Here is a 19,803-nt window from a genome sequence, read left to right as displayed (position 1 = left end):
GGAGGGGGACGCAAACAATCTCCGATTGCATCTGCTTTCACAGCTGGCATAAAGAGCTTCGCCTCTATGCTTGTGGCACCAATTAGGGCAGCTGTTCAGTTTGCGTCAGTTAGTATCAAAGCAGCGACAGCCACTGTCCGCTATACGATGGTGAAAGCTCATTCACACCACTATACAGATACGCAAAAAGCGAAGATTAGGAGTGACTACCTAGCAGCTGTCGGAGCAAAAGTGGCTTTCAAGATTCGTGAAGCAGGAAATCTCGCAGTAAACTGGGGCAAAGCACTCCAACAAACGATGCGACATGTGTGTGACCCGAAAACGACCAAGGCACGAGATAAAGGGTCAACTCTTAAACCTATTAGCTTTGGAGGTGGAGGAGTTGCCAGCTGGAATGGTACTTCTAGTACAAGTAACCAACCTCAATCTAAAGGAAAAGATGATAGTAAGAGAAAGCAATTAACTGATAGTGAGCTTCAAGCTCTCATCAAAAAAGCTCAAGCGGGAGATATGTCTGCGGTACATGCTCTAGCTGGGAACTTTAATATCAGTGATGGGGTTGGAACCTATAACCGGACGAAAGCTCAGATAGCAGCTGATAATCAACATGCTTGGGATACCACAGTTAAAGCTGCTAAGACACTTGTTGGTGAAGTAACTGGTTGGTATAATGCCAAGCGTTTATGGACTGGAAAAGACCCTGTGACAGGAGAAGATGCAAATCGTTGGTGGGCAGGCGTAGGACTTGCCTTGGATGGTGTTGGCTATTTGCTTCCAATTGCTAAATTAGGAAAACTTGTCAAGGGAGGTAAAGTCACCGCAACAGCAGCTAAAACGATTGATACAGTAGACGATGTTAGTGATGCAGTGAAAGCAGTTGATGTTGTGGATGATGTGAGTGACACCTCAAGAGCTTTCAAAGCTGCGGATGCAGTTAATGATGGGAAGAAAGCTCTCACTGGTCAAGAAGTAGTCGATGAATTTGTAAAGGGGCTAGATGACATGACAATTGGTAGTGGTAGACGAAATTATCGTTCATCAGGTGGATACAATCAAGCAGTAAAAGATTTTGATTCGTTAAAACTTTCAAATGTTGAAACAAGAATAATAGATAAAGGTAATCTAAAAGTAGGAACTTTACCAGATGGTACAAAGGTTGTAGTCAGAGATTTTAGTTCGAGTGGAAAAGGAGCCACTTTAGAGTTTCAATTGAAACAAAAAGTGCAGTAACCTATGAAATTCGATATGGCAAATAGCTTATTACAAGGAAAGGTACATAAAATGGGAAGTTTATTTCAAACTATAGAAAAACATATTCCTATAGCAGAATCTATTTTGGCAGATAACTACTATCTCTCATTTGAATTTGGAGAGGAAGGTGCTGTTGCCTATTTAGCTGGAGAGTCGGCAAATTTTGTAAAAATTGAATTTGGATTATGTGATTACTGCCGAATAACAAATGTCAGTTTGAAAATTACAAAATATATTGTCGATATGGGATTAAAATATAATTTATATAAAGTTGAAAATAGTCAATTACATAGATATTTAACTGACCGTTCTTTTGGAATATCTGATTTATATGAAACAGATCATTATAGGTTAGTAGCTAATAATGCGATATTAGATATTATTATTGACAAAACAAATGATGTATATATTACTGAAGGGGGATATAAATATGGTCTGGTGGAGTGATATAGCAGACAATAAAATTCCTCTGGATTGGTATCAGCTATACACGAAATTGGATAAAGCTAATCATCTTACAGTCACTTTAAAAGGGATAAAAGATGCGAAAAAAAGCTTTTCTATTGAATTTTCTAGTGTCTATTACTTTGAAATAATAAGTGAAAGTTGGTCAATGAATGGCGGAGATTTTGTGAATAATTTTGAAGGTCGACCAGTAATTGATGATGTCGTACTTGTTGAAATTCATGATGGTCAATTTGGAAATTCTATCCTTTCTAATATGACAAAGGAGGAAAAAGAATCGTTACATCATGTTTTTGTAATTGGGATAAATTTTACAGTTGAAATTCTTTGTCATAATTATCCAGAAATAATAGAGTTAATCAACGGTAAAAGCTAGATTGCTATAGTTGTTCATTTTTATTATAAAACTAGTAGTTCTCGCCTAAGATGATGCCCAAGATGCATCGAAAGCTGTTAAATAGATTTCGTAGTGCTGTAGGCGATTGAGCTAGTCAATGAAGCAAAATAATAGCGATTATGCGACCGCAAGTACCCAGTATTATGATGGTATTACGTTAGGTGTTTATACAAGGGCAATAGGATATATAATAATATGCCCAAAAATCCAGGAGATCAAAAATTACCAGATGGTCCTATATATAGGGAGTATGATATTTATCCTAATATTAAAGGGAAAATCGTGGATTAGAACGGATTATCATTGGAGACGATGGTTCGGTTTGGTATACGGACAATCATTATAAGTCATTTACTAGAGTTAAATAAGGAAGGAGTATTATGAGCAAATTAAAAGAACTCATGCTTATCTTTCGAAAACAGAATATACGCATAGAAGACGGATTAACGAAAAATGAAATTCAGGAGTTAGAAAATCTATATCATGTTACTTTTCCAAAAGAATGGATTGATTTTTACAGTCAACTTTTACCTATTGGGGTAGACTTTTATAACTGGCGAGACAGGAGTGTAGAAAATATTCAATTTATAAAAGAAGTCTTTTTACAACCTTATGAAGATGTCCTAGCTTGTTATGAAGAGATTGAATGGAACAGTATTTGGGGGGAAGAACCACAAAATTTACAAGATAAATGGGTAAAAATTAACTCTCTTTTAGAAAAAGCAGCTCGCTTGATCCCCATCTATGGACATCGATATTTACCTATTATGGAAACAACTGCGCCCGTTTTATCTATTCATGATATTGATATCATTTGCTATGGTGAAAATCTACTTGATTACTTTTTTGTAGAGTTTGGATTAAAAAAACAGAAAGATATACGTTTTGAACAAGTGGTACATGTTCCATTTTGGATGGATGAATTGTATTAGCTGGAGCCTTTTGATGACAATATAATATAAGGAACACAAATGGATAACTTTTCTTTAGAAATTATTTGGCGGGATGAATGTGAAGATTTAATAGAATTAAAAATTGAAGTCGCAACAGAATTTGTGACTATGTATCAATATTGTTATATTTCCTCAGTAGAGTTGATAAATAATATGAGAAGTATTCGTCTGCATCTAGAAAAACAGAGCAAGACCAGTATCACCTTTGGACAGATGACTGGACAGTATACACCAAGTTTTTCCATGTTATTATACCCCAAAAAAGCCAATGATGACATGCTTGTGGAATTGGATTTGGAAATTGCGGACAATGATGAGCGAAAGCACCGTTGCCAATTATACGTAAAATCCAAGGCAGATTTTTGGAGGAGTTTTTCAATCAATGTAGAAGAAATGGTCGGAAAGAATACTCTATCCAAAAGCACGCTTTTTCCGTATTAAAGATAAAAGTTTACGATAATCCTTGAAATTATGGCGTATTAAGATTAGTATTGTGAATAATACAAATTTAAAAGTATTCCTGTAATGAGATAAAGGTCGGTTTTGCTTAGGAAGGGTAGATAGTCTAATTTGGGCTCATTGTAGACTGCTCTACTACTATAAAGAACGCAACTATGTCAACGACATCAATCGGGAACATACCAGAGTCCTTCAAACCTATGACCATGACCTGAAAGCTCGGGAGACCTATAGCTATGGCCATGGTAGAAACTCGTACCTCAATCACCAAACAAATGAAACCTACCAGTATCTGACTAACCAAGCAGGTTCAGTCACAGGCTTGACGAAAGATGGTGCGTTAGCTGCTTCAAGTAGCTACAAACTCTATGGTTCAACCAAGACCACGACAGATGAGACAGGCAATTTGTTAGATATTAATGAAAATATTGTTAATAGCCGTTCATCAGCAGGGCATATTCCTTGGAATAATGGAGGGAAATAATGTGGAAATTAAATCAAAAATAGAAGCGATAAACAATACTAATTATTGGGATGCTCAAATTCTAGATATTAGAGCCAATTATTTTGGAGACGAGGTGACTATCTATATTGAATGTGATTCAGATGAGCGTGACACATATTGCTGGGAATTAAAATATCTAAGATGTGCAAGCGTTAGCTATGAAACTGATGCTGGACATTTTGTAGCTGGAAGTAGTGACAAAGTTTTGTGGAGATATGAAGATGTAAAGAATCTACGAGCTGGGCAACTTTATGGTTATACAGGACATACAATTACACTAATGGAGCACAATGAATTTCTAATCAGATGTAAAGCAATATTGTCGCTCATTACAATGGATATCGTTTGCCAAGATATTGAGATTTCTAAGGTTTTAATTGCAGACCAAGGTTTTTTCTGGAACAATTAATACCAACTTGATGCTAAATTTATTAGCAAATCTTTCTATGAGATATTAGGATACAATCAATCTGCTTATCGTTTATGGACTGGAAAAGACCCTGTGACAGGGGATAAAGCCAATAGATGGTTAGCATTTGGAGGACTTGCCTTTGATGGGGTTGGCTATTTATTTCCAATTGCCAAATTAGGGAAAGTTGGCAAGGGAGGCAAAGTCGCCGCAACAGCAGCTAGAATGATTGATACAGTAGACGATGTTAGTGATGCAACTACGGCTTATAGAGCTTCTAAGGGTCTGAAAGCTGCGGATACTGTTGATGATGTATCGGATATAAGTAGAGTCTATACAAAGGTAAATCTACGTAATATTGCAGATGATGTTGCAGAGAGCCTTAGCGGAAGTGTATCGAATTTAAAAAACGGATATAAAGTAGAGGTGCCGAATGGGAATAAACCAATTATTATAAGAATAATGGATCAAGGAAGTGGTGGTAGGACTGCTCCATATTTTAGAGTTAGCATTGATGGTAAAGGTTCGTTAGACTTAAATGGGAACCTATCGTCATTACGACAATTTACACATATAGATATTTCTGATGGTTCTGCTGACCAAATTGTTCATATTATAAAAAAAATATAGGGGTAATTAATAACATGCATAATGTACAAGGACTACTTGAGTCGTTTTTTGAATCGAAGGTCACTCAGTTTGAATGCGACTTATTTAAAAATCGGGTATCCATCCAATGTCAAACTACCGAATATAGTGAGCATCAGATTGCATTGAGTGATGTATCTTGTCTCTATTTTATAAATAATGATACAGATCATCGCCTCAACATTCTTGAGTTTGATGATGATGACTATGTAGAACTAACCAGTATATATATTCTAGACGATTCGGTAAGGTTTCATTTATTATCAGAAGAAACTTGGGTAAATTCGTATAGAGGCTACGGGAATATCTTAATAGAATTGTGGAGCAAGATTCTGATTATAGAGTCAAAAACGATTACCATTGACGGTATAGATTATAGGATATAATATATGACCAAAGATTTTTTCAAAGTGTGACTATGAAACTCACTACATCGAACTTTATTGGTCATCTGGCACGACATAAGTCAGATTATAAGTAAATAGAAAGGTGACTAGATGAAAAAGAAAACGATGAGAAGGCTGGTTTATATAGTTGCCATTCCGCTTCTACTTATTTGTTTCTATAAAGTGTACTTGCATGTAGAACGTGACCGACAATATCAATCGCTAGATAATGTCTTTAAAGAGATGAACTATGCGTCAGTCCATTCGGAAGGTCTTGTAAAGCTCCCTAATTTAAGTATTGCCTTAGATAGTAGCCAAGCGTATAGAAAGCCAGATAGAATTAAAGGCTTACCAATAAAAAATACATTAGTACAAGAAGATGAAATCATAGCAGCCTATGTAGGACTTAATAATGTATTGTTTTTAGAATATGGAAAGCAACTATCTCCAAATATATTTTTATATATAAATTGGTACTATAAGGATAGTAAATTGACGGAGAGTGTAGAGATTGCTAATTCAGATACCTCCTGGGCGTTTGCGACTGCTACTTATGATATAGAAGATGAAGCTTTTAAACAAACAAATAATTTGGCAGAAACTCTAAAAAGACAATACGGTTTCAGCTCCTCCAAAGGCCTGCCAAGTTTGCAGCTGACGGATACCAAGGAAGTGTTAGAGTATCTAAAACCTTATGGGCTAGACGCCAATTGGATTCGTGCAAAGTCAGACTATATGCTAAATGATGTCGTTCTCAAACGCTGGTTTGACAAAGGCAGTCAACGCTATTCTTTTGACAACTTAGGAGATGTTAAGATAGAACGGTTGGATATATTTCAGTAATGCCAAGCGTAGGTAAGCTACCTTAATATCCGAATATATAAGAAAGTCCAGATTGATATTTACATCAATCTGGACTTTTAATTTGTCTTGCTCCATAGGGTGCGAAACTGGGCTTAAAGCCATATAATAAGAATGTATATATAAAAAAGTCTTGACATCAAGGCTTTTTCTTTGCTCAAATTTTAAAATTGACGGAAGGGAGTTTGGTTCTAGCATTCGGTTTCTGTTCGTTTGTATTTTCTCACAAAAAAATTCTTTATCAACATCAAAGTAGTTGACTGGGTAATCAAATGATTATATAATGGTAGTATAATCAATTGATTACTATTTATTGTCCTATTTACCTATTAGATAAGATTCAAAGAGGTAAGTAGATAGTCAGTAGTCAGCATTGCACAATTGGGCTTGTTAGCCTTGATAAATCAAGAGAGGAAAGAGTAGCACAATGATGGAAAAACAGAAGATCAGCTCCTTTTATGAGAGTAGGACTTTCCATTGTCGAAAATGCGGAAACAAGGTTGTGACCGTTGCAGGAGTCCTAGATCGTAGAACAAGGTTTTGTAGCGCCCTTTGTAGTAGACGTTATTGGCGGCATTCAGAAAAATATAAAAAAGCCAAGGTGGAAGGCCGTGCTTGCAGTATGTGACAGGATGCTGTAATCCAGCAGCAGTTGGCGATAGGGAGTGAGGATAATCGGGATGTTGTCTAACGATTTTATCTTACTCCCCTTTTTCAAGTCTAAAAACAGAGAAACAAAAATGATACGGAGGAATAACGATGAATCATTCTAAGAAGCGTTTTAATTGGTACGCGCTGAAACAGACATTTTCCATTCGGAAATTGTACTTTGGAGCAGCGAGTATTGCGGTGGGAAGCCTCCTTTGCTTTGGTGGTGTTGAAGCAAGGGCTGATGAGGTCGGAAATCATAATGCGAATCTGACTGCCTCTACTGGAAGTGTCTCCCCCTTAACGAGTGAGGATGCCCTCAAAATTGCGAGAGGAAAAATCACGCTGGAGGGTAATATCGTAGATCGAACCTTGTACCAGCAGCCACCTCTTGATCCAGACCAAGATGATGATCAGGATGGCTTGACCAATAAAGAAGAACTCTATGTCTACGAGGTAGAGGGTAAGAAATATTATGGTTATCATAGTCATCCCAAGTTAGCAGATACGGATGGTGATGGATGGTTGGATGGTGAAGAGGCAAAACAACGCCAGACAAATCCACGAAAATGGGAAGACATTACGGCTCGTGAAGCCGTCCTATTTATGGAATTGGTTTACCGAGATGATGCTTATATCCGTCAAGTTCTTGATCCGACTCTTTACACGATTGATCGCTATCAAGGGCGTAAAGAGTATGAGATTATGCATAAAGAATTAGCTCCATTTTGGACTGTGAAAGAGACCTATCATGAGGCTAATGGTTTTGATGCGGTATTATTTGAAAACCGATTCAACAGGGAAAAGTATGGGGAAGCTCCAGGAGACTACTTAGACGATAAGAAACTCCAAGTCCTTGCCATTAGAGGGACCGCAGGGGCTGAAGATGTGAGAGACGATGCGAAGATTGCCTTTGGACTCAATCCTAATCAGGCTCAGTCCGTCATTAATTTACTCAAGAAATTAAATGATGAAAAAAAGGTGGACAATCTCTACCTCACGGGTCATTCTCTAGGAGGTTATTTAGTCCAGCGTGGCATGGTTGAAGCTCATGACAAGGGCTATTCCTGGATTCGGAAAGGCTATACCTTTAATGCACCGAAGATTTCAGGTAATATTTTCAATGGGCTAAACAGCGTTGCGAAAAGAGGAGATAAACTCACAGAAGCTGGAAAGGTCACGCATTATGTCGTTTCCAATGATAATGTCACGTTTTGGACTGGCAATTTTAAACATTCCATCAATGTCGGTCGTACGCAGGAGGGGCACGGTTCTAGAAGTTATTTCGAGGATCGGATTTCAAGAGAGTTTCCAGGATTTGTGAATGGGAAAAAGGGCAGTTTGGCAGGTACAGGGTATCAAGATGAGTGGCTTTACCATTTGAATTTTACTGCAAAAGAGGATGACTCAACACGCTATCAACCGACTACTAAGGAGGAGCCGATTGTTCTGCCAGTTGGTTCATCGCTACCAGCAAGTCTGCCAAATTCAGAGGAGATGATAACCAATCGGCAGGATCTTCCACAGTCTGACACCTATCTCTATTGGGATTTGACCACCTTGCCAGATTCTAGCACAACAGGAAGTAGGACCGCGACGCTGATTATAGAATATCCAGATCGGTCGAAGGATTTTATTGAAGTACCGATTACCTTCGTTGAGCCTACCAAGCCAGTTGAAGTCCCAGAAGATAGTACAGAGCCAGTTCAGACAAACCCAACGGATTCAAGTCCCGCTACTGAAAATCAACCCGATAACCCAGAAGCAGGCACCTCTGCCACTCCAGCGTCATCTGATAATTCCGAAGCAACGAATCCAGCACCTGATTCGGATACCCCTGCTACAACAGAGCCAGATTCAGAACTACCAACAGAGCCAGAGGGAGAAATTCCAGATGAATCACCTGAACCAGTAACTCCGACTGAGGAGGACAATTCGGCTGAATCATCAAATTCTGAAACTAGTCAAGCTGATTCAAGTGTAGCTGAACCGTCAGATACTGATGAAGCCAAACTAGAGGAATCATCTGACAAAGAAACCGAGACATCAGAACCTGATTCGGATAAAAAAGAGCCTGAAACTACAGAGCCAGAAGTTGATGAGGCCAAGCCTGCACCAGCAGAGCCTGATTCAGAATTACCAACCGAGCCAGAGGGAGAGCAGCCTGTTGAATCACCTGAACCAGTAACTCCAACCGAGGAAAATAATTCGACTAACACAGATGATAAGCCTGACTCTGCGACCGATGAGCCAAATTCTTCGGAAGTACCTGACAAAGAGCCCGAAGTATCAGAACCAGATACAGTTATAGAAGGTTCAGAATCTGAAACTACAGAGCCAGAAGTTGATGAGAATCAACCTGCACCAGCAGAGTCTGATTCAGAACTGCCAACCGAGTCAGAGGGAGAAACTCCAGTTGAATCACCTGAACCAGTAACTCCGACCGAGGAAGGCAGTTCGAATCACACAGAAGATAAACCTGCCCCTGCGACTGATGAGCCAGCAAGTCCAACAGAGGAAACAAACTCTCCCGAATCGTCTAACTCGGAAACTGGTCAGACTGATTCCAATGTAGCTGAACCGTCAGATACTGATGAAGCCAAGCCAGAGGAATTATCTGACAAAGAAACCGAGACATCAGAACCTGATTCGGATAAAAAAGAGCCTGAAACTACAGAGCCAGAAGTCGATGAGGACAAACCCGCTCCAACCGAGCCCGAGGGAGAGAGGCCAGTTGAGTCACCTGAACCAGTAACTCCGACCGAGGAACCAGCAAGTCCAACAGAGGAAACAAAGTCTCCCGAATCGTCTAACTCGGAAACTGGTCAAGCTGATTCCAATGTAGCTGAACCGTCAGATACTGATGAAGCCAAGCCAGAGGAATCATCTGACAAAGAACCGGAAACATCAGAACCAACTACAGTTACAGAAGCCCCAGAATCTGAAACTACAGAGCCAGAAGTCGATGAGGATAAACCCGCTCCAACAGAGCCAGATTCAGAATTACCAACCGATTCAGAGGGAGAGAAGCCTGATGAGTCAACTGAACCGGTAACTCCGACCGATGAGGACAATTCGGCTGGCGCAGAGGATAAACCTGCTCCTGCGACTGATGAGCCAGCAAGTCCAACAGAGGGAACAAACTCTCCCGAATCGTCTAACTCGGAAACTGGTCAGGCTGATTCCAATGTAGCTGAACCGTCAGATACTGATGAAGCCGAGCCAGAGGAATCTTCTGACAAAGAAAACGAGACATCAGAACCAGATTCGGATAAAAAAGAATCTGAAACTACAGAGCCAGAAGTTGATGAGAACCAGCCTGCACCATCAGAGCCAGATTCAGACTTGCCAACAGAGCCCGAGGGAGAGAAGCCAGTTGAGTCACCTGAACCAGTAACTCCGACCGAGGAAAATAATTCGACTGACACAGAAGATAAAACAGACCCTGCGACTGATGAGCCAAATTCTTCTGCGGTACCTGACAAAGAATCCGAAGTATCAGAACCAGATACAGTTATAGAAGGTTCAGAATCTGAAACTACAGAGCCAGAAGTTGATGAGAATCAACCTGCACCAGCAGAGTCTGATTCAGAACTGCCAACCGAGTCAGAGGGAGAAACTCCAGTTGAATCACCTGAACCAGTAACTCCGACCGAGGAAGGCAGTTCGAATCACACAGAAGATAAACCTGCCCCTGCGACTGATGAGCCAGCAAGTCCAACAGAGGAAACAAACTCTCCCGAATCGTCTAACTCGGAAACTGGTCAGACTGATTCCAATGTAGCTGAACCGTCAAATTCTGAAACTAGTCAAGCTGATTCAAGTGTAGCTGAACCGTCAGATTCTGATGAAGCCAAGCCAGAGGAATCATCTGACAAAGATAACGATTCTTCGGAATCTGACTCGGACAAGCCTGAACCAGTAAATCCGGATGAGAAACCAGCTTCTACCGAACCATCAGATAAAGAAAACGAGACATCAGAACCTGATTCGGATAAAAAAGAGCCTGAAACTTCAGAGCCAGAAGTCAATGAGGACAAACCCGCTCCAACAGAGCCAGATTCAGAACTACCAACAGAGCCAGAGGGAGAGCAGCCAGTTGAGTCACCTGAACCAGTAACTCCGACTGAGGAAGACAGTTCGACTAACACAGAGGATAAATCTGCCTCTGCGACCGATGAGGCAGCAAGTCCAACAGAGGAAACAAACTCTCCCGAATCGTCTAACTCGGAAACTGGTCAAGCTGATTCAAGTGTAGCTGAACCGTCAGATTCTGATGAAGCCAAGCCAGAGGAATCATCTGACAAAGATAACAATTCTTCGGAATCTGACTCTGACAAGCCTGCACCATCAGAGCCAGATTCAGAATTACCAACCGATTCAGAGGGAGAGCAGCCAGTTGAATCACCTGAACCAGTAACTCCAACCGAGGAAAATAATTCGACTAACACAGAGGATAAACCTGACTCTGCGACCGAGGAACCAGCAAGTCCAACAGAGGAAACAAACTCTCCCGAATCGTCTAACTCGGAAACTGGTCAAGCTGATTCAAGTGTAGCTGAACCGTCAGATACTGATGAAGCCAAGCCAGAGGAATCATCTGACAAAGATAACGATTCTTCGGAATCTGACTCGGACAATCCTGCACCAGCAGAAACTGATTCGGATAAAAAAGAGCCTGAAACTACAGAGCCAGAAGTCGACTCGGACAAGCCTGCACCAGCAGAGTCTGATTCAGAACTGCCAACCGAGTCAGAGGGAGAAACTCCAGATGAATCACCTGAACCGGTAATTCCGACCGATGGGGATAATTCTACTGACACAGAAGATAAAACTGACCCTACGACTGAAGAACCAGTTCCTATCGCACCAGCAGAAACTGATTCGGATAAAAAAGAATCTGAAACTACAGAGCCAGAGGTCGATGAGGCCAAACCCGCTCCAACCGAGCCAGAGGGAGAAACTCCAGATGAATCACCTGAACCGGTAACTCCGACCGAGGAAAATAATTCGACTGACACAGAAGATAAAACAGCCCCTGCGACCGATGAGCCAGCAAGTCCAACAGAGGAAACAAACTCTCCCGAATCGTCTAACTCGGAAACTGGTCAGGCTGATTCCAATGTAGCTGAACCGTCAGATACTGATGAAGCCAAGCCAGAGGAATCATCTGACAAAGATAACGATTCTTCGGAATCTAACTCGGCCAAGCCGGAGCCAGTAAGTCCGGATGAGAAACCAGCTTCTACCGAACCATCTGACAAAGAACCCGAAGTATCAGATTCAGATAAAGTTACAGAAGAATCAGAGTCTGAAACTGGAAAAGATGATTCAGTTGGAGACAGCTTACCAAATTCTCCTGCACCATCACAATCTGTCCAGCCTTCCCAAACGGGGACATCTGATGGGAAATTGGATACCAACAAGTCTGCTGATACAGATACCCAGTCGCAAGAAAGACCTCCACTAGCAGGGGGTGGATTAAAAACGCCGCACGATTGGGGGAATACAAAATTCAAGGAAGCTCCTCGTGTCAGCCTCTCTACTGGCTCTATGGGCAATTTAACAGCGCCTAATCGCGCGGGTAGCTCAGATACGGGAGAAGTAGAAGCGAGTCTGGGTGCTCAAGGAAGCCAAAATAAAAGGTTGCCTGATACAGGCAGTACCTCCCCTCTACCAATAGCAGGGCTTATGCTCCTCGTTGCTAGCCTATTAGGGATTCCAAGGCGGAAGAAGGATAGATGTGCAGAGTGAGGCATCCATAGGCGGGGCATTTCTCAAAACATCTCCAGTAGATTGTAAACACTCAATGCTACTTCACATTCGCATATATAAATCCTATCTGATTGTCTGTCAGATAGGATTTTTTACGCTGAAGAGGATAGGTTCTGCAAGGTATCATTAAAATATGTGGGAAATGGAATGCGAGCAGTCATCGATTGCTCCGAGCTATGGTATAATGGGAGGAGAATATACATGTCGCATAGGCGAAGAACAGAAGAAAATAATTGTAGGCAAATTGGTTATAGGGAAACGAAACAGCATAAACACATATATGAATGATTCTACTCTAAACCATGATAAGCGGTTAAAGTTGAAGGAGCACTACCGGGAAGGAGCGAATTATTTCTCTGCCATTCACTCTTTATCTATTTTAGATAAGCCAATCTCATTAGATGAAGCAAGAAGGATGTCTCCGTTTTATGCTCCTCAGGGGTATAGCTATATGAGAAATTACCCCGAGCTTCATAGCTATCTCACAAAGGCTACGTATGCCACATTTGAAATCAATCCCTCTGAAAGTTTAGAGCTGTTGGGCTTGTTTACCAAGGATATAGTTGAACAGTTTCAACAAGAAATTGTAACCCCGCGTTTTTTAGAGAAATTCATATAGACTTGAAATGGCTGAAAGACCTTGTCAGAAAGAACTGGCAAGGTCTTTTTGTTTCGCACTTACCCCGTGCTGTTTTTAGTCTTGGCTGTTCAAATTGTGCCTGTTGCGTAGCTGATTAGGAAGGAAATAAAAAAGATGGGGTATGTTTATTTGAAAACGTTGACAAACATTCAATTGAATGTTAAAATAAGTTTGAAAAAAATATCACAAACTACGGAGGATGAAAATGACGAAAAAATATATTGTCGTCGGTGGTGTCGCAGGAGGGGCTTCTGTTGCGGCTAGACTGCGCCGAATCGATGAACATGTTCCGATTCAAATCTACGATAAGGGATATGACGTTTCCTTTTCAAATTGTTGCTTGCCCAACTATTTTAGCGGAGAAGTAGCAGACATTGAGGATTTGATCTTTTATAACCCAGCTAGTCTAAAACAGACCTACAACCTAGACGTCAAGGTCCGTCATGAAGTGGTGAAGATTCTTTCAGACCAGCATAAGGTAGTGGTGAAAAATCTGGAAACTGGTGAAGAGTTCGAAGACAGTTACGATGCTTTGATTCTATCACCTGGAGCAAGGGCAATCTTGCCACGCTCTATCAAAGGAATTGACAGTGCTCATGTCTTTAGTCTGAAAAATGTGTCTGATGTGCGAGCGATTGACCAGCATTTGACAGTAGCCGATGCAGCAGAGGTTGTTGTAGTTGGGGGTGGCTTTATCGGTGTAGAAGTCGCTGAATGCTTGAAAAAAGCTGGTAAAACTGTTCACCTAGTCGAAGCAAGTTCGCAAATCATGACGCCTTTTGATGAGGACATGGTGCAGATGTTACACAAAGAACTCCTAGATAATGGTGTCAACCTCATCTTGGAAGATGCGGTAGAAGAGATTACAGCAGATAGCGTACGTCTTTCTAGCGGCAAAACCCTACCTGCGCAAGCAGTGATTATGGCAATTGGTGTCACACCTGATGTAGAGTTTGCAGTTGCATCTGGCATTCAATTGGGTGAAACAGGAGCGATTGCGGTTGATGCGACCTATCAGACCAATTTACCAGATGTCTATGCGATTGGAGATGCGATTGAAGTGACCAATCGTCAGACAGGCAAGAAAATGCGTCTGCCATTAGCAGGTCCTGCCCAGAAGCAGGCCCGGAATCTCGCTGATGCCCTATCTGGTCAACCACAACCGAATCGTGGTGTGATTGGTTCGTCTTGTATCCGCATCTTTGGTTTGAATGCGGCAGCAACTGGTCTCAATGAAAAGAGCTGTCAAACTCAAGGAATCGATTATCGTGTTGCCCTCGTGATTCCCAATGACCGTGTCGGTCTCATGCCAGAGGCTTCGCCAATGCACTTCAAACTTATCTATGAATATCCGACTGGAAAGGTTCTTGGAGCCCAGGCAATCAGCAAGGGAAATCCTGTCAAAAATATCAATGTCATTGCCACAGTCATCAGCATGGGTGGCTATCTAGAAGATTTGAAAGACTTGGAATTGTGTTATGCGCCAGCCTTTTCTACGGCTAAGGATGTCGTGAATTTTGCAGGAATCGTTGGTTTGAACTACTTACATGGTGTCTATGAGCAAGTACCTGTCACCAGCGTTCGCAGTTTGGTTGAACAGGGCGAATTTATCCTCGATGTTCGTGGGAAAGAGGCCTTTGACGCTGCTCATGTCAAGGGTGCAGTCAATATTCCGCTCGATGAAATTCGCATGCGCTTAGATGAAATTCCCAAAGACAGACCAGTTTACATTCATTGCCGGACTTCTTGGAATAGCTACTATGCCATCTGCGCCTTAAAAGGATATGGATATGATAATATCATCAATATCCAAGGATCTTTCTTGATGCTTAGCTACTACGAGTATTTCAAAGATCAGACGACAGGGCGCGACTCGATTGTCACAGGCTACAATTTTGATTAGTTATGTCAAAGGGATTATCGAAATTAGACGTGATTGCCCTCGTGATTGGGGCTGTGATTGGTTGGGGTTCCTTCTACCTGCCGGGCAATAAATTTTTACCAGAAGCAGGAGTGATCAATACTGCTATTGGTTTTGTGGTTGGAGGCATTTTAATCTATGCCATTCAAGTTGGCTACCATACGATGATGTTTCATCACCATGAGCAAGGAGGCGAATTCTCCTATACGCTGGTTCATCTAGGAAAGAAACACGGATTTGCTGTTGGTTGGGCGTTGAGCTTTTGTTACCTAACGCTGATTTCCTTAAATGCGACAGCTGTTGTCCTAGTGTTGAAAGAAGTCTTGGGAACTGTTTCCTACGGCTATCTCTACACGATTGCAGGCTATCCTGTTTACCTGTCAGAGATTGGCATCGGGATGGGCATTATCTATTTCTTTTACTGGATTAACAAGCGCGGTTTAGTCCTGTCGATGACCTTTCAAAAAATCTTGATTCTCTGTCTGGTGGCGACGGTCGTCGTCTTGAGTATCTGGATGTTTTTCCATGGAAATAAGCAGCAGTTCTACGCATCTTATGTCGCACATTATCAGCTTGATTTGGCAGCGATTATCAGGGTGGTCGCCATTATCCCTTTCTTATTTGTTGGCTTTGATATTGTCCCACAGGTGATGACGGATTTGGGCTTTTCCATCAAGGCGGCGACCAAGGTGACTCTGCTTGCGACAACAGTTGGTGTCTTGATTTATAACTTGTTGAATCTGATGACGGCGCTGGCCTATGCACCTGTTCAGGCTAAAAACCTAGCCTGGGCGAGTGGTAGTGCAGTCTTGACCTATGCAGGCTGGTTTGGCTTTGGAGCTCTTTGTATCGCCTTGTTTGCGGCAGTTGTAGGTGGGATTAACGGCTTTCTGATTGCAAGTAGCCGGGTGGTCTCCTCGCTTGCTCTTTATGAGTTGTTGCCGAGTCGCTATGCACAACAAAATCAACACCAAGTAGCAGAGCAGGCCTTGAAATTTGTATCGTTGATAGCAGCCATGCTCTTATTCCTAGGACGTGAGGTCATCTTGTATATTGTCGATTTATCAAGTCTCATGGCGGCAGTCACCTATGCTTACGTCTGCTTTATTAGCGCTAGACTGGCTAAAAGTCCAGTCGATAAACGATTGAGCCAGTTAGGCGTTGTCATTAGCTTCTTCTTTATCGGATTACTTCTAGTACCAGGTTCTCCTAGTCAACTAGGTGGCATTTCGATGGGGATTTTATTAGGTTGGATATTGCTGGGGCTCTTGTACTTTAGAGTGGCTGGCAATCGGAAATAATACGCATCAAATAGATTACACATAGAAATTGTTGGTGTGTATGCAGTAGAAAAGAAAAATTTAGGAGAATGAAAATGAAAAATCTCGAACGTACGGTCGGAATAGTAGGGATTGTTGCAATCTTACTTTTCGGGCATTATTACCTGTCTTCAGACATGCTGTTTTTCCGGCTAGTGATTGGTGCGGGTCTGGGGTATACCCTTAGTCGTGGCTACACAGGATTTGCCGGTAGTGTTAATCGTGCCTATCGGACAGGTTCGACCCGCCTCATGCGGACCATGATGATGATGTTCTTCATCACGTGCTTGTTGAGTAGCGCCTTCTTGTTTAATGTCGATGCCTCTACCTATGATTTGTGGGTGAACCCCATCAACTGGGGCTTGTTGCTCGGAGGAATTCTCTTTGGCTTTGGAATGACCTTCTCATCTTGCTGTGCTTCAGGTGTATTGACAGACTTGGTTACTGCGCTTCCTAGAGGCTTGCTGACTCTCATCTTCTTCTGTTTAGGTGTCTTTATCGGATTTCCTATCCAAAACAGTGCTTCTTGGATTCAAAAATCTTGGGTAAGTAGTGAGACCGGCGAAAAATTATATGGTGGAGTTTACTTGCCTGACCTCTTTAAGTTTGACGGCTTGGATGGTTACCTAGGTGCGCTCGTGTTGACAGGTATCTTGTGTCTCATCGTGATTTGGATGGCCTATCGTTATGAAGCTCGTCGCAAACAAGAGGGAACCTACTCTGGTCATTTTGGTGAAAAAATCCAAGACATGGAAGTTGCAGAAGCAGCTGAAGCGCCTGTAACAGCAGATGATTGGTATGACCGCCTCTTTGTCAAAGCATGGTCTTTACGGACAGCAGCAGTTGTACTTGCCATTCTCTTTACTCTCCTAATGGGGATTACTAAGGCTGGATGGGGTGCAAGTACACCTTACGGTCTTTGGTTTGGACAGGTCTTGCTCTTGTTTGGTGTAGATGCTAGTAGTCTTGCAAACTTCACTCTCATGCCAGAAGAAGCCTTTACTACACCATTTTTACAACATCCAATCAGCGTTCAAAACCTCGGTATTGTTCTTGGAACAGTTGTCTTCTTGTTGACTTCAGGAACCTTTACCAAGGTCTGCAAATCTGAACTACGGATTACAGGTAAGCAATCATTCTTCTATATCCTCGGAGGATTCCTCATGGGATTTGGAACACGTTTGGCAAATGGATGTAACGTAGGAGCTCTCTTTACACCGATTGCCAACTTCTCTCTATCTGGATGGGTCTTCCTCATCTTCCTTGTGAGCGGTGGTATTCTTGGAAATATGGCTGCTAAGAAATTTGACGTATAAGCATTTGGGTCCTTGCTTTTTCAGGAAAGTAAGGGCTTTTTTCATTCAGATAAAAAAAGATATGGTATAATCAATACTGAAGAATGAATGGAAAAGAGGAATGTCAAGGACTTTGGTAGATAGTAGACAGTACATGGATCAGATTTTCAAGGAATACGTACGCATCGGAAAAGCACTATCCAGTGAAAAACGGTTAGAAATCCTACACAGGCTTATTCATGGGCCGAAATCCGTAGAGCAGCTGGCTCGAATGACAGATATGACCATTGCCAATACCTCTCGGCATCTCCAAGTGTTAAAAGAAGCTAGTCTGGTGACCCTGCAAAAAGAGGGGAAATATGTCTGGTACCGTGTCTCATCTGAAATGGTTGAGCATTTGTTGCGCGATATTCACCAGATTAGCGAGGAGCAATCACCGATGTTGAGCTTTATTGAGCAGCAATTCATTGCGACCGATGATCAGATTAAGACCATTGACTTGGCAGAAGCTAAAAATAAGGTCTTTGCCCGCCAGGCCCAACTAGTCGATTTGCGCTCTGAAGTGGAATTTGAAATCGATCACGTGGAGGGGGCGCTCAATATCCCCTATGCCGTGTTAGAGGATAATTTGGAAAAACTGGACAAGGATAAGACGATTATCTTATATTGTCGAGGCTTGTTTTGTACCTATGCCAATCAAGCAGCCGCGGTTTTAAATCGCAGTGGCTTTGAGGCTTACAGTGTCAACGGAACCCATTTTGATTGGAGACGTGAAACAAAATAGTGGGAGAAGAGGGTGTTAAACTGGATATTTTTTGATGTTGGCTCTACCTTGGTGGATGAAACAGCGGCTTATCAGCGATTTGCGCATCGATGTGCCATGACCTTAGCCTCTCATGGAAAACAGGTGACTGGGGCAGAATTTTTTGCCAAAATGCAAGAAGTGGCTGCGCTTGGAGAAGCTCCAATCAGAAATGCTTGGGCTTGGTATGGCTTGCCAGATGAGCTGCGCCCTCGGTGGAGTCATGAGGGGGAAACCCTCTATCCTGACGTCCTTCAAACGCTCGAGTATCTAAGTCAGTCCTACAGTCTCGGCATTATTGCCAATCAAGCAGCCGCGGTTTTAAATCGCAGTGGCTTTGAGGCTTACAGTGTCAACGGAACCCATTTTGATTGGAGACGTGAAACAAAATAGTGGGAGAAGAGGGTGTTAAACTGGATATTTTTTGATGTTGGCTCTACCTTGGTGGATGAAACAGCGGCTTATCAGCGATTTGCGCATCGATGTGCCATGACCTTAGCCTCTCATGGAAAACAGGTGACTGGGGCAGAATTTTTTGCCAAAATGCAAGAAGTGGCTGCGCTTGGAGAAGCTCCAATCAGAAATGCTTGGGCTTGGTATGGCTTGCCAGATGAGCTGCGCCCTCGGTGGAGTCATGAGGGGGAAACCCTCTATCCTGACGTCCTTCAAACGCTCGAGTATCTAAGTCAGTCCTACAGTCTCGGCATTATTGCCAATCAAGCAGCCGCGGTTTTAAATCGCAGTGGCTTTGAGGCTTACAGTGTCAACGGAACCCATTTTGATTGGAGACGTGAAACAAAATAGTGGGAGAAGAGGGTGTTAAACTGGATATTTTTTGATGTCGGCTCCACCCTGGTGGATGAAACAGCGGCTTATCAGCGATTTGCGCATCGATGTGCCATGACCTTAGCCTCTCATGGAAAACAGGTGATTTGATTGAACAATCATGACCACCCGTCTAACGGGTGGTTTGAACCGGGGCTATAAGCCCACATTCCCAGCCAGCGCCTAAAGACGCTGGCTTTCACTTTGTTCAAGCCTCACTGCTCTTGACTCGTCACCAGCCTCT

18 protein-coding genes and 1 pseudogene are annotated in these 19,803 nt (G+C 42.2%); all 19 read left to right on the top strand.

What is annotated here, in order from left to right:
* Nucleotides 1-66 precede the first annotated feature (66 nt).
* The 19 genes and pseudogenes from BU202_RS00095 to BU202_RS00010 all read left to right on the top strand — a co-directional run bounded on the left by BU202_RS00095 (nucleotide 67) and on the right by BU202_RS00010 (nucleotide 19,538).
* Nucleotides 67-1,230 (top strand): pre-toxin TG domain-containing protein, encoded by a 1,164-nt coding sequence (locus BU202_RS00095; protein WP_075103781.1) that lies wholly within the window; start codon nucleotides 67-69, stop codon nucleotides 1,228-1,230.
* Nucleotides 1,231-1,245: 15 nt separating this feature from the next.
* Nucleotides 1,246-1,698 carry a hypothetical protein gene (locus BU202_RS00090; protein WP_142354753.1) on the top strand — a complete coding sequence of 151 codons (453 nt, stop codon included), beginning with the start codon at nucleotides 1,246-1,248 and terminating at the stop codon, nucleotides 1,696-1,698.
* Nucleotides 1,682-2,092: a hypothetical protein gene (locus BU202_RS00085; protein ID WP_075103779.1), complete on the top strand. Its 411-nt coding sequence runs from the start codon at nucleotides 1,682-1,684 to the stop codon at nucleotides 2,090-2,092. The genes BU202_RS00090 and BU202_RS00085 overlap by 17 nt, the downstream gene beginning before the upstream one ends.
* A 311-nt stretch (nucleotides 2,093-2,403) precedes the next feature.
* Nucleotides 2,404-2,481: pseudogene (locus tag BU202_RS10750) on the top strand (ribonuclease domain-containing protein); the annotation flags it as partial.
* Nucleotides 2,482-2,493: 12 nt separating this feature from the next.
* On the top strand, nucleotides 2,494-3,045 hold the full coding sequence (locus BU202_RS00075; RefSeq protein WP_075103778.1) for a hypothetical protein: 552 nt from the start codon (nucleotides 2,494-2,496) through the stop codon (nucleotides 3,043-3,045).
* A gap of 39 nt (nucleotides 3,046-3,084) precedes the next feature.
* Complete coding sequence (locus BU202_RS00070; RefSeq protein WP_075103777.1) at nucleotides 3,085-3,507, top strand: hypothetical protein; 423 nt, start codon at nucleotides 3,085-3,087, stop codon at nucleotides 3,505-3,507.
* A 340-nt stretch (nucleotides 3,508-3,847) separates the two neighbouring features.
* A complete protein-coding gene (locus tag BU202_RS10495; protein ID WP_167364723.1) occupies nucleotides 3,848-4,009 on the top strand; it encodes a hypothetical protein in 162 nt (53 codons plus the stop codon).
* Between the two features lies 1 nt (nucleotide 4,010).
* A complete protein-coding gene (locus tag BU202_RS00065) occupies nucleotides 4,011-4,439 on the top strand; it encodes a hypothetical protein (RefSeq protein ID WP_083605713.1) in 429 nt (142 codons plus the stop codon).
* Nucleotides 4,440-4,460: 21 nt separating this feature from the next.
* Entirely contained in the window at nucleotides 4,461-5,069 is a 609-nt protein-coding gene (locus BU202_RS00060; protein WP_083605712.1) for a pre-toxin TG domain-containing protein, read from the top strand.
* 14 nt (nucleotides 5,070-5,083) lie between these two features.
* The gene (locus tag BU202_RS10745; RefSeq protein ID WP_075103775.1) at nucleotides 5,084-5,473 is read left to right on the top strand and encodes a YxiG family protein; all 390 of its coding nucleotides are present in this window, start codon (nucleotides 5,084-5,086) and stop codon (nucleotides 5,471-5,473) included.
* A 111-nt stretch (nucleotides 5,474-5,584) separates the two neighbouring features.
* Nucleotides 5,585-6,316, top strand: coding sequence for a TipC family immunity protein (locus BU202_RS00050; protein ID WP_075103774.1), 732 nt, complete (start codon nucleotides 5,585-5,587; stop codon nucleotides 6,314-6,316).
* Nucleotides 6,317-7,093: 777 nt separating this feature from the next.
* On the top strand, nucleotides 7,094-12,736 hold the full coding sequence (locus BU202_RS00045; RefSeq protein ID WP_075103773.1) for a Tle-like phospholipase domain-containing protein: 5,643 nt from the start codon (nucleotides 7,094-7,096) through the stop codon (nucleotides 12,734-12,736).
* Between the two features lie 154 nt (nucleotides 12,737-12,890).
* Nucleotides 12,891-13,376, top strand: coding sequence for a hypothetical protein (locus tag BU202_RS00040; protein WP_075103772.1), 486 nt, complete (start codon nucleotides 12,891-12,893; stop codon nucleotides 13,374-13,376).
* A 226-nt stretch (nucleotides 13,377-13,602) separates the two neighbouring features.
* A complete protein-coding gene (locus BU202_RS00035) occupies nucleotides 13,603-15,300 on the top strand; it encodes an FAD-dependent oxidoreductase (protein ID WP_075103771.1) in 1,698 nt (565 codons plus the stop codon).
* A gap of 2 nt (nucleotides 15,301-15,302) precedes the next feature.
* Complete coding sequence (locus BU202_RS00030) at nucleotides 15,303-16,619, top strand: APC family permease (RefSeq protein ID WP_075103770.1); 1,317 nt, start codon at nucleotides 15,303-15,305, stop codon at nucleotides 16,617-16,619.
* A 74-nt stretch (nucleotides 16,620-16,693) separates the two neighbouring features.
* On the top strand, nucleotides 16,694-17,953 hold the full coding sequence (locus BU202_RS00025; protein WP_075103769.1) for a YeeE/YedE family protein: 1,260 nt from the start codon (nucleotides 16,694-16,696) through the stop codon (nucleotides 17,951-17,953).
* A gap of 100 nt (nucleotides 17,954-18,053) precedes the next feature.
* Nucleotides 18,054-18,716: an ArsR/SmtB family transcription factor gene (locus tag BU202_RS00020; protein ID WP_075103768.1), complete on the top strand. Its 663-nt coding sequence runs from the start codon at nucleotides 18,054-18,056 to the stop codon at nucleotides 18,714-18,716.
* Between the two features lie 12 nt (nucleotides 18,717-18,728).
* Complete coding sequence (locus tag BU202_RS00015; RefSeq protein ID WP_075103767.1) at nucleotides 18,729-19,127, top strand: HAD family hydrolase; 399 nt, start codon at nucleotides 18,729-18,731, stop codon at nucleotides 19,125-19,127.
* 12 nt (nucleotides 19,128-19,139) lie between these two features.
* Nucleotides 19,140-19,538: an HAD family hydrolase gene (locus BU202_RS00010; RefSeq protein WP_075103767.1), complete on the top strand. Its 399-nt coding sequence runs from the start codon at nucleotides 19,140-19,142 to the stop codon at nucleotides 19,536-19,538.
* Nucleotides 19,539-19,803: the final 265 nt, after the last annotated feature.

It is taken from the genome of Streptococcus cuniculi, assembly GCF_001921845.1.
Taxonomy (GTDB): Bacteria; Bacillota; Bacilli; order Lactobacillales; family Streptococcaceae; genus Streptococcus; species Streptococcus cuniculi.
This window is presented reverse-complemented; position numbering and strand designations above follow the sequence as displayed.

Excerpts from the sequence above, each read along its gene's own strand:
- BU202_RS00040 (WP_075103772.1), top strand. The coding sequence starts at position 12,891 with ATGTGGGAAATGGAATGCGAGCAGTCATCGATTGCTCCGAGCTATGGT.
- BU202_RS00035 (WP_075103771.1), top strand. The coding sequence starts at position 13,603 with ATGACGAAAAAATATATTGTCGTCGGTGGTGTCGCAGGAGGGGCTTCT.
- BU202_RS00095 (WP_075103781.1), top strand. The coding sequence starts at position 67 with ATGCTTGTGGCACCAATTAGGGCAGCTGTTCAGTTTGCGTCAGTTAGT.
- BU202_RS10745 (WP_075103775.1), top strand. The coding sequence starts at position 5,084 with ATGCATAATGTACAAGGACTACTTGAGTCGTTTTTTGAATCGAAGGTC.
- BU202_RS00050 (WP_075103774.1), top strand. The coding sequence starts at position 5,585 with ATGAAAAAGAAAACGATGAGAAGGCTGGTTTATATAGTTGCCATTCCG.
- BU202_RS00070 (WP_075103777.1), top strand. The coding sequence starts at position 3,085 with ATGGATAACTTTTCTTTAGAAATTATTTGGCGGGATGAATGTGAAGAT.
- BU202_RS00025 (WP_075103769.1), top strand. The coding sequence starts at position 16,694 with ATGAAAAATCTCGAACGTACGGTCGGAATAGTAGGGATTGTTGCAATC.
- BU202_RS00085 (WP_075103779.1), top strand. The coding sequence starts at position 1,682 with ATGGTCTGGTGGAGTGATATAGCAGACAATAAAATTCCTCTGGATTGG.
- BU202_RS00020 (WP_075103768.1), top strand. The coding sequence starts at position 18,054 with ATGTCAAGGACTTTGGTAGATAGTAGACAGTACATGGATCAGATTTTC.
- BU202_RS00030 (WP_075103770.1), top strand. The coding sequence starts at position 15,303 with ATGTCAAAGGGATTATCGAAATTAGACGTGATTGCCCTCGTGATTGGG.
- BU202_RS00090 (WP_142354753.1), top strand. The coding sequence starts at position 1,246 with ATGGCAAATAGCTTATTACAAGGAAAGGTACATAAAATGGGAAGTTTA.
- BU202_RS00075 (WP_075103778.1), top strand. The coding sequence starts at position 2,494 with ATGAGCAAATTAAAAGAACTCATGCTTATCTTTCGAAAACAGAATATA.
- BU202_RS00045 (WP_075103773.1), top strand. The coding sequence starts at position 7,094 with ATGAATCATTCTAAGAAGCGTTTTAATTGGTACGCGCTGAAACAGACA.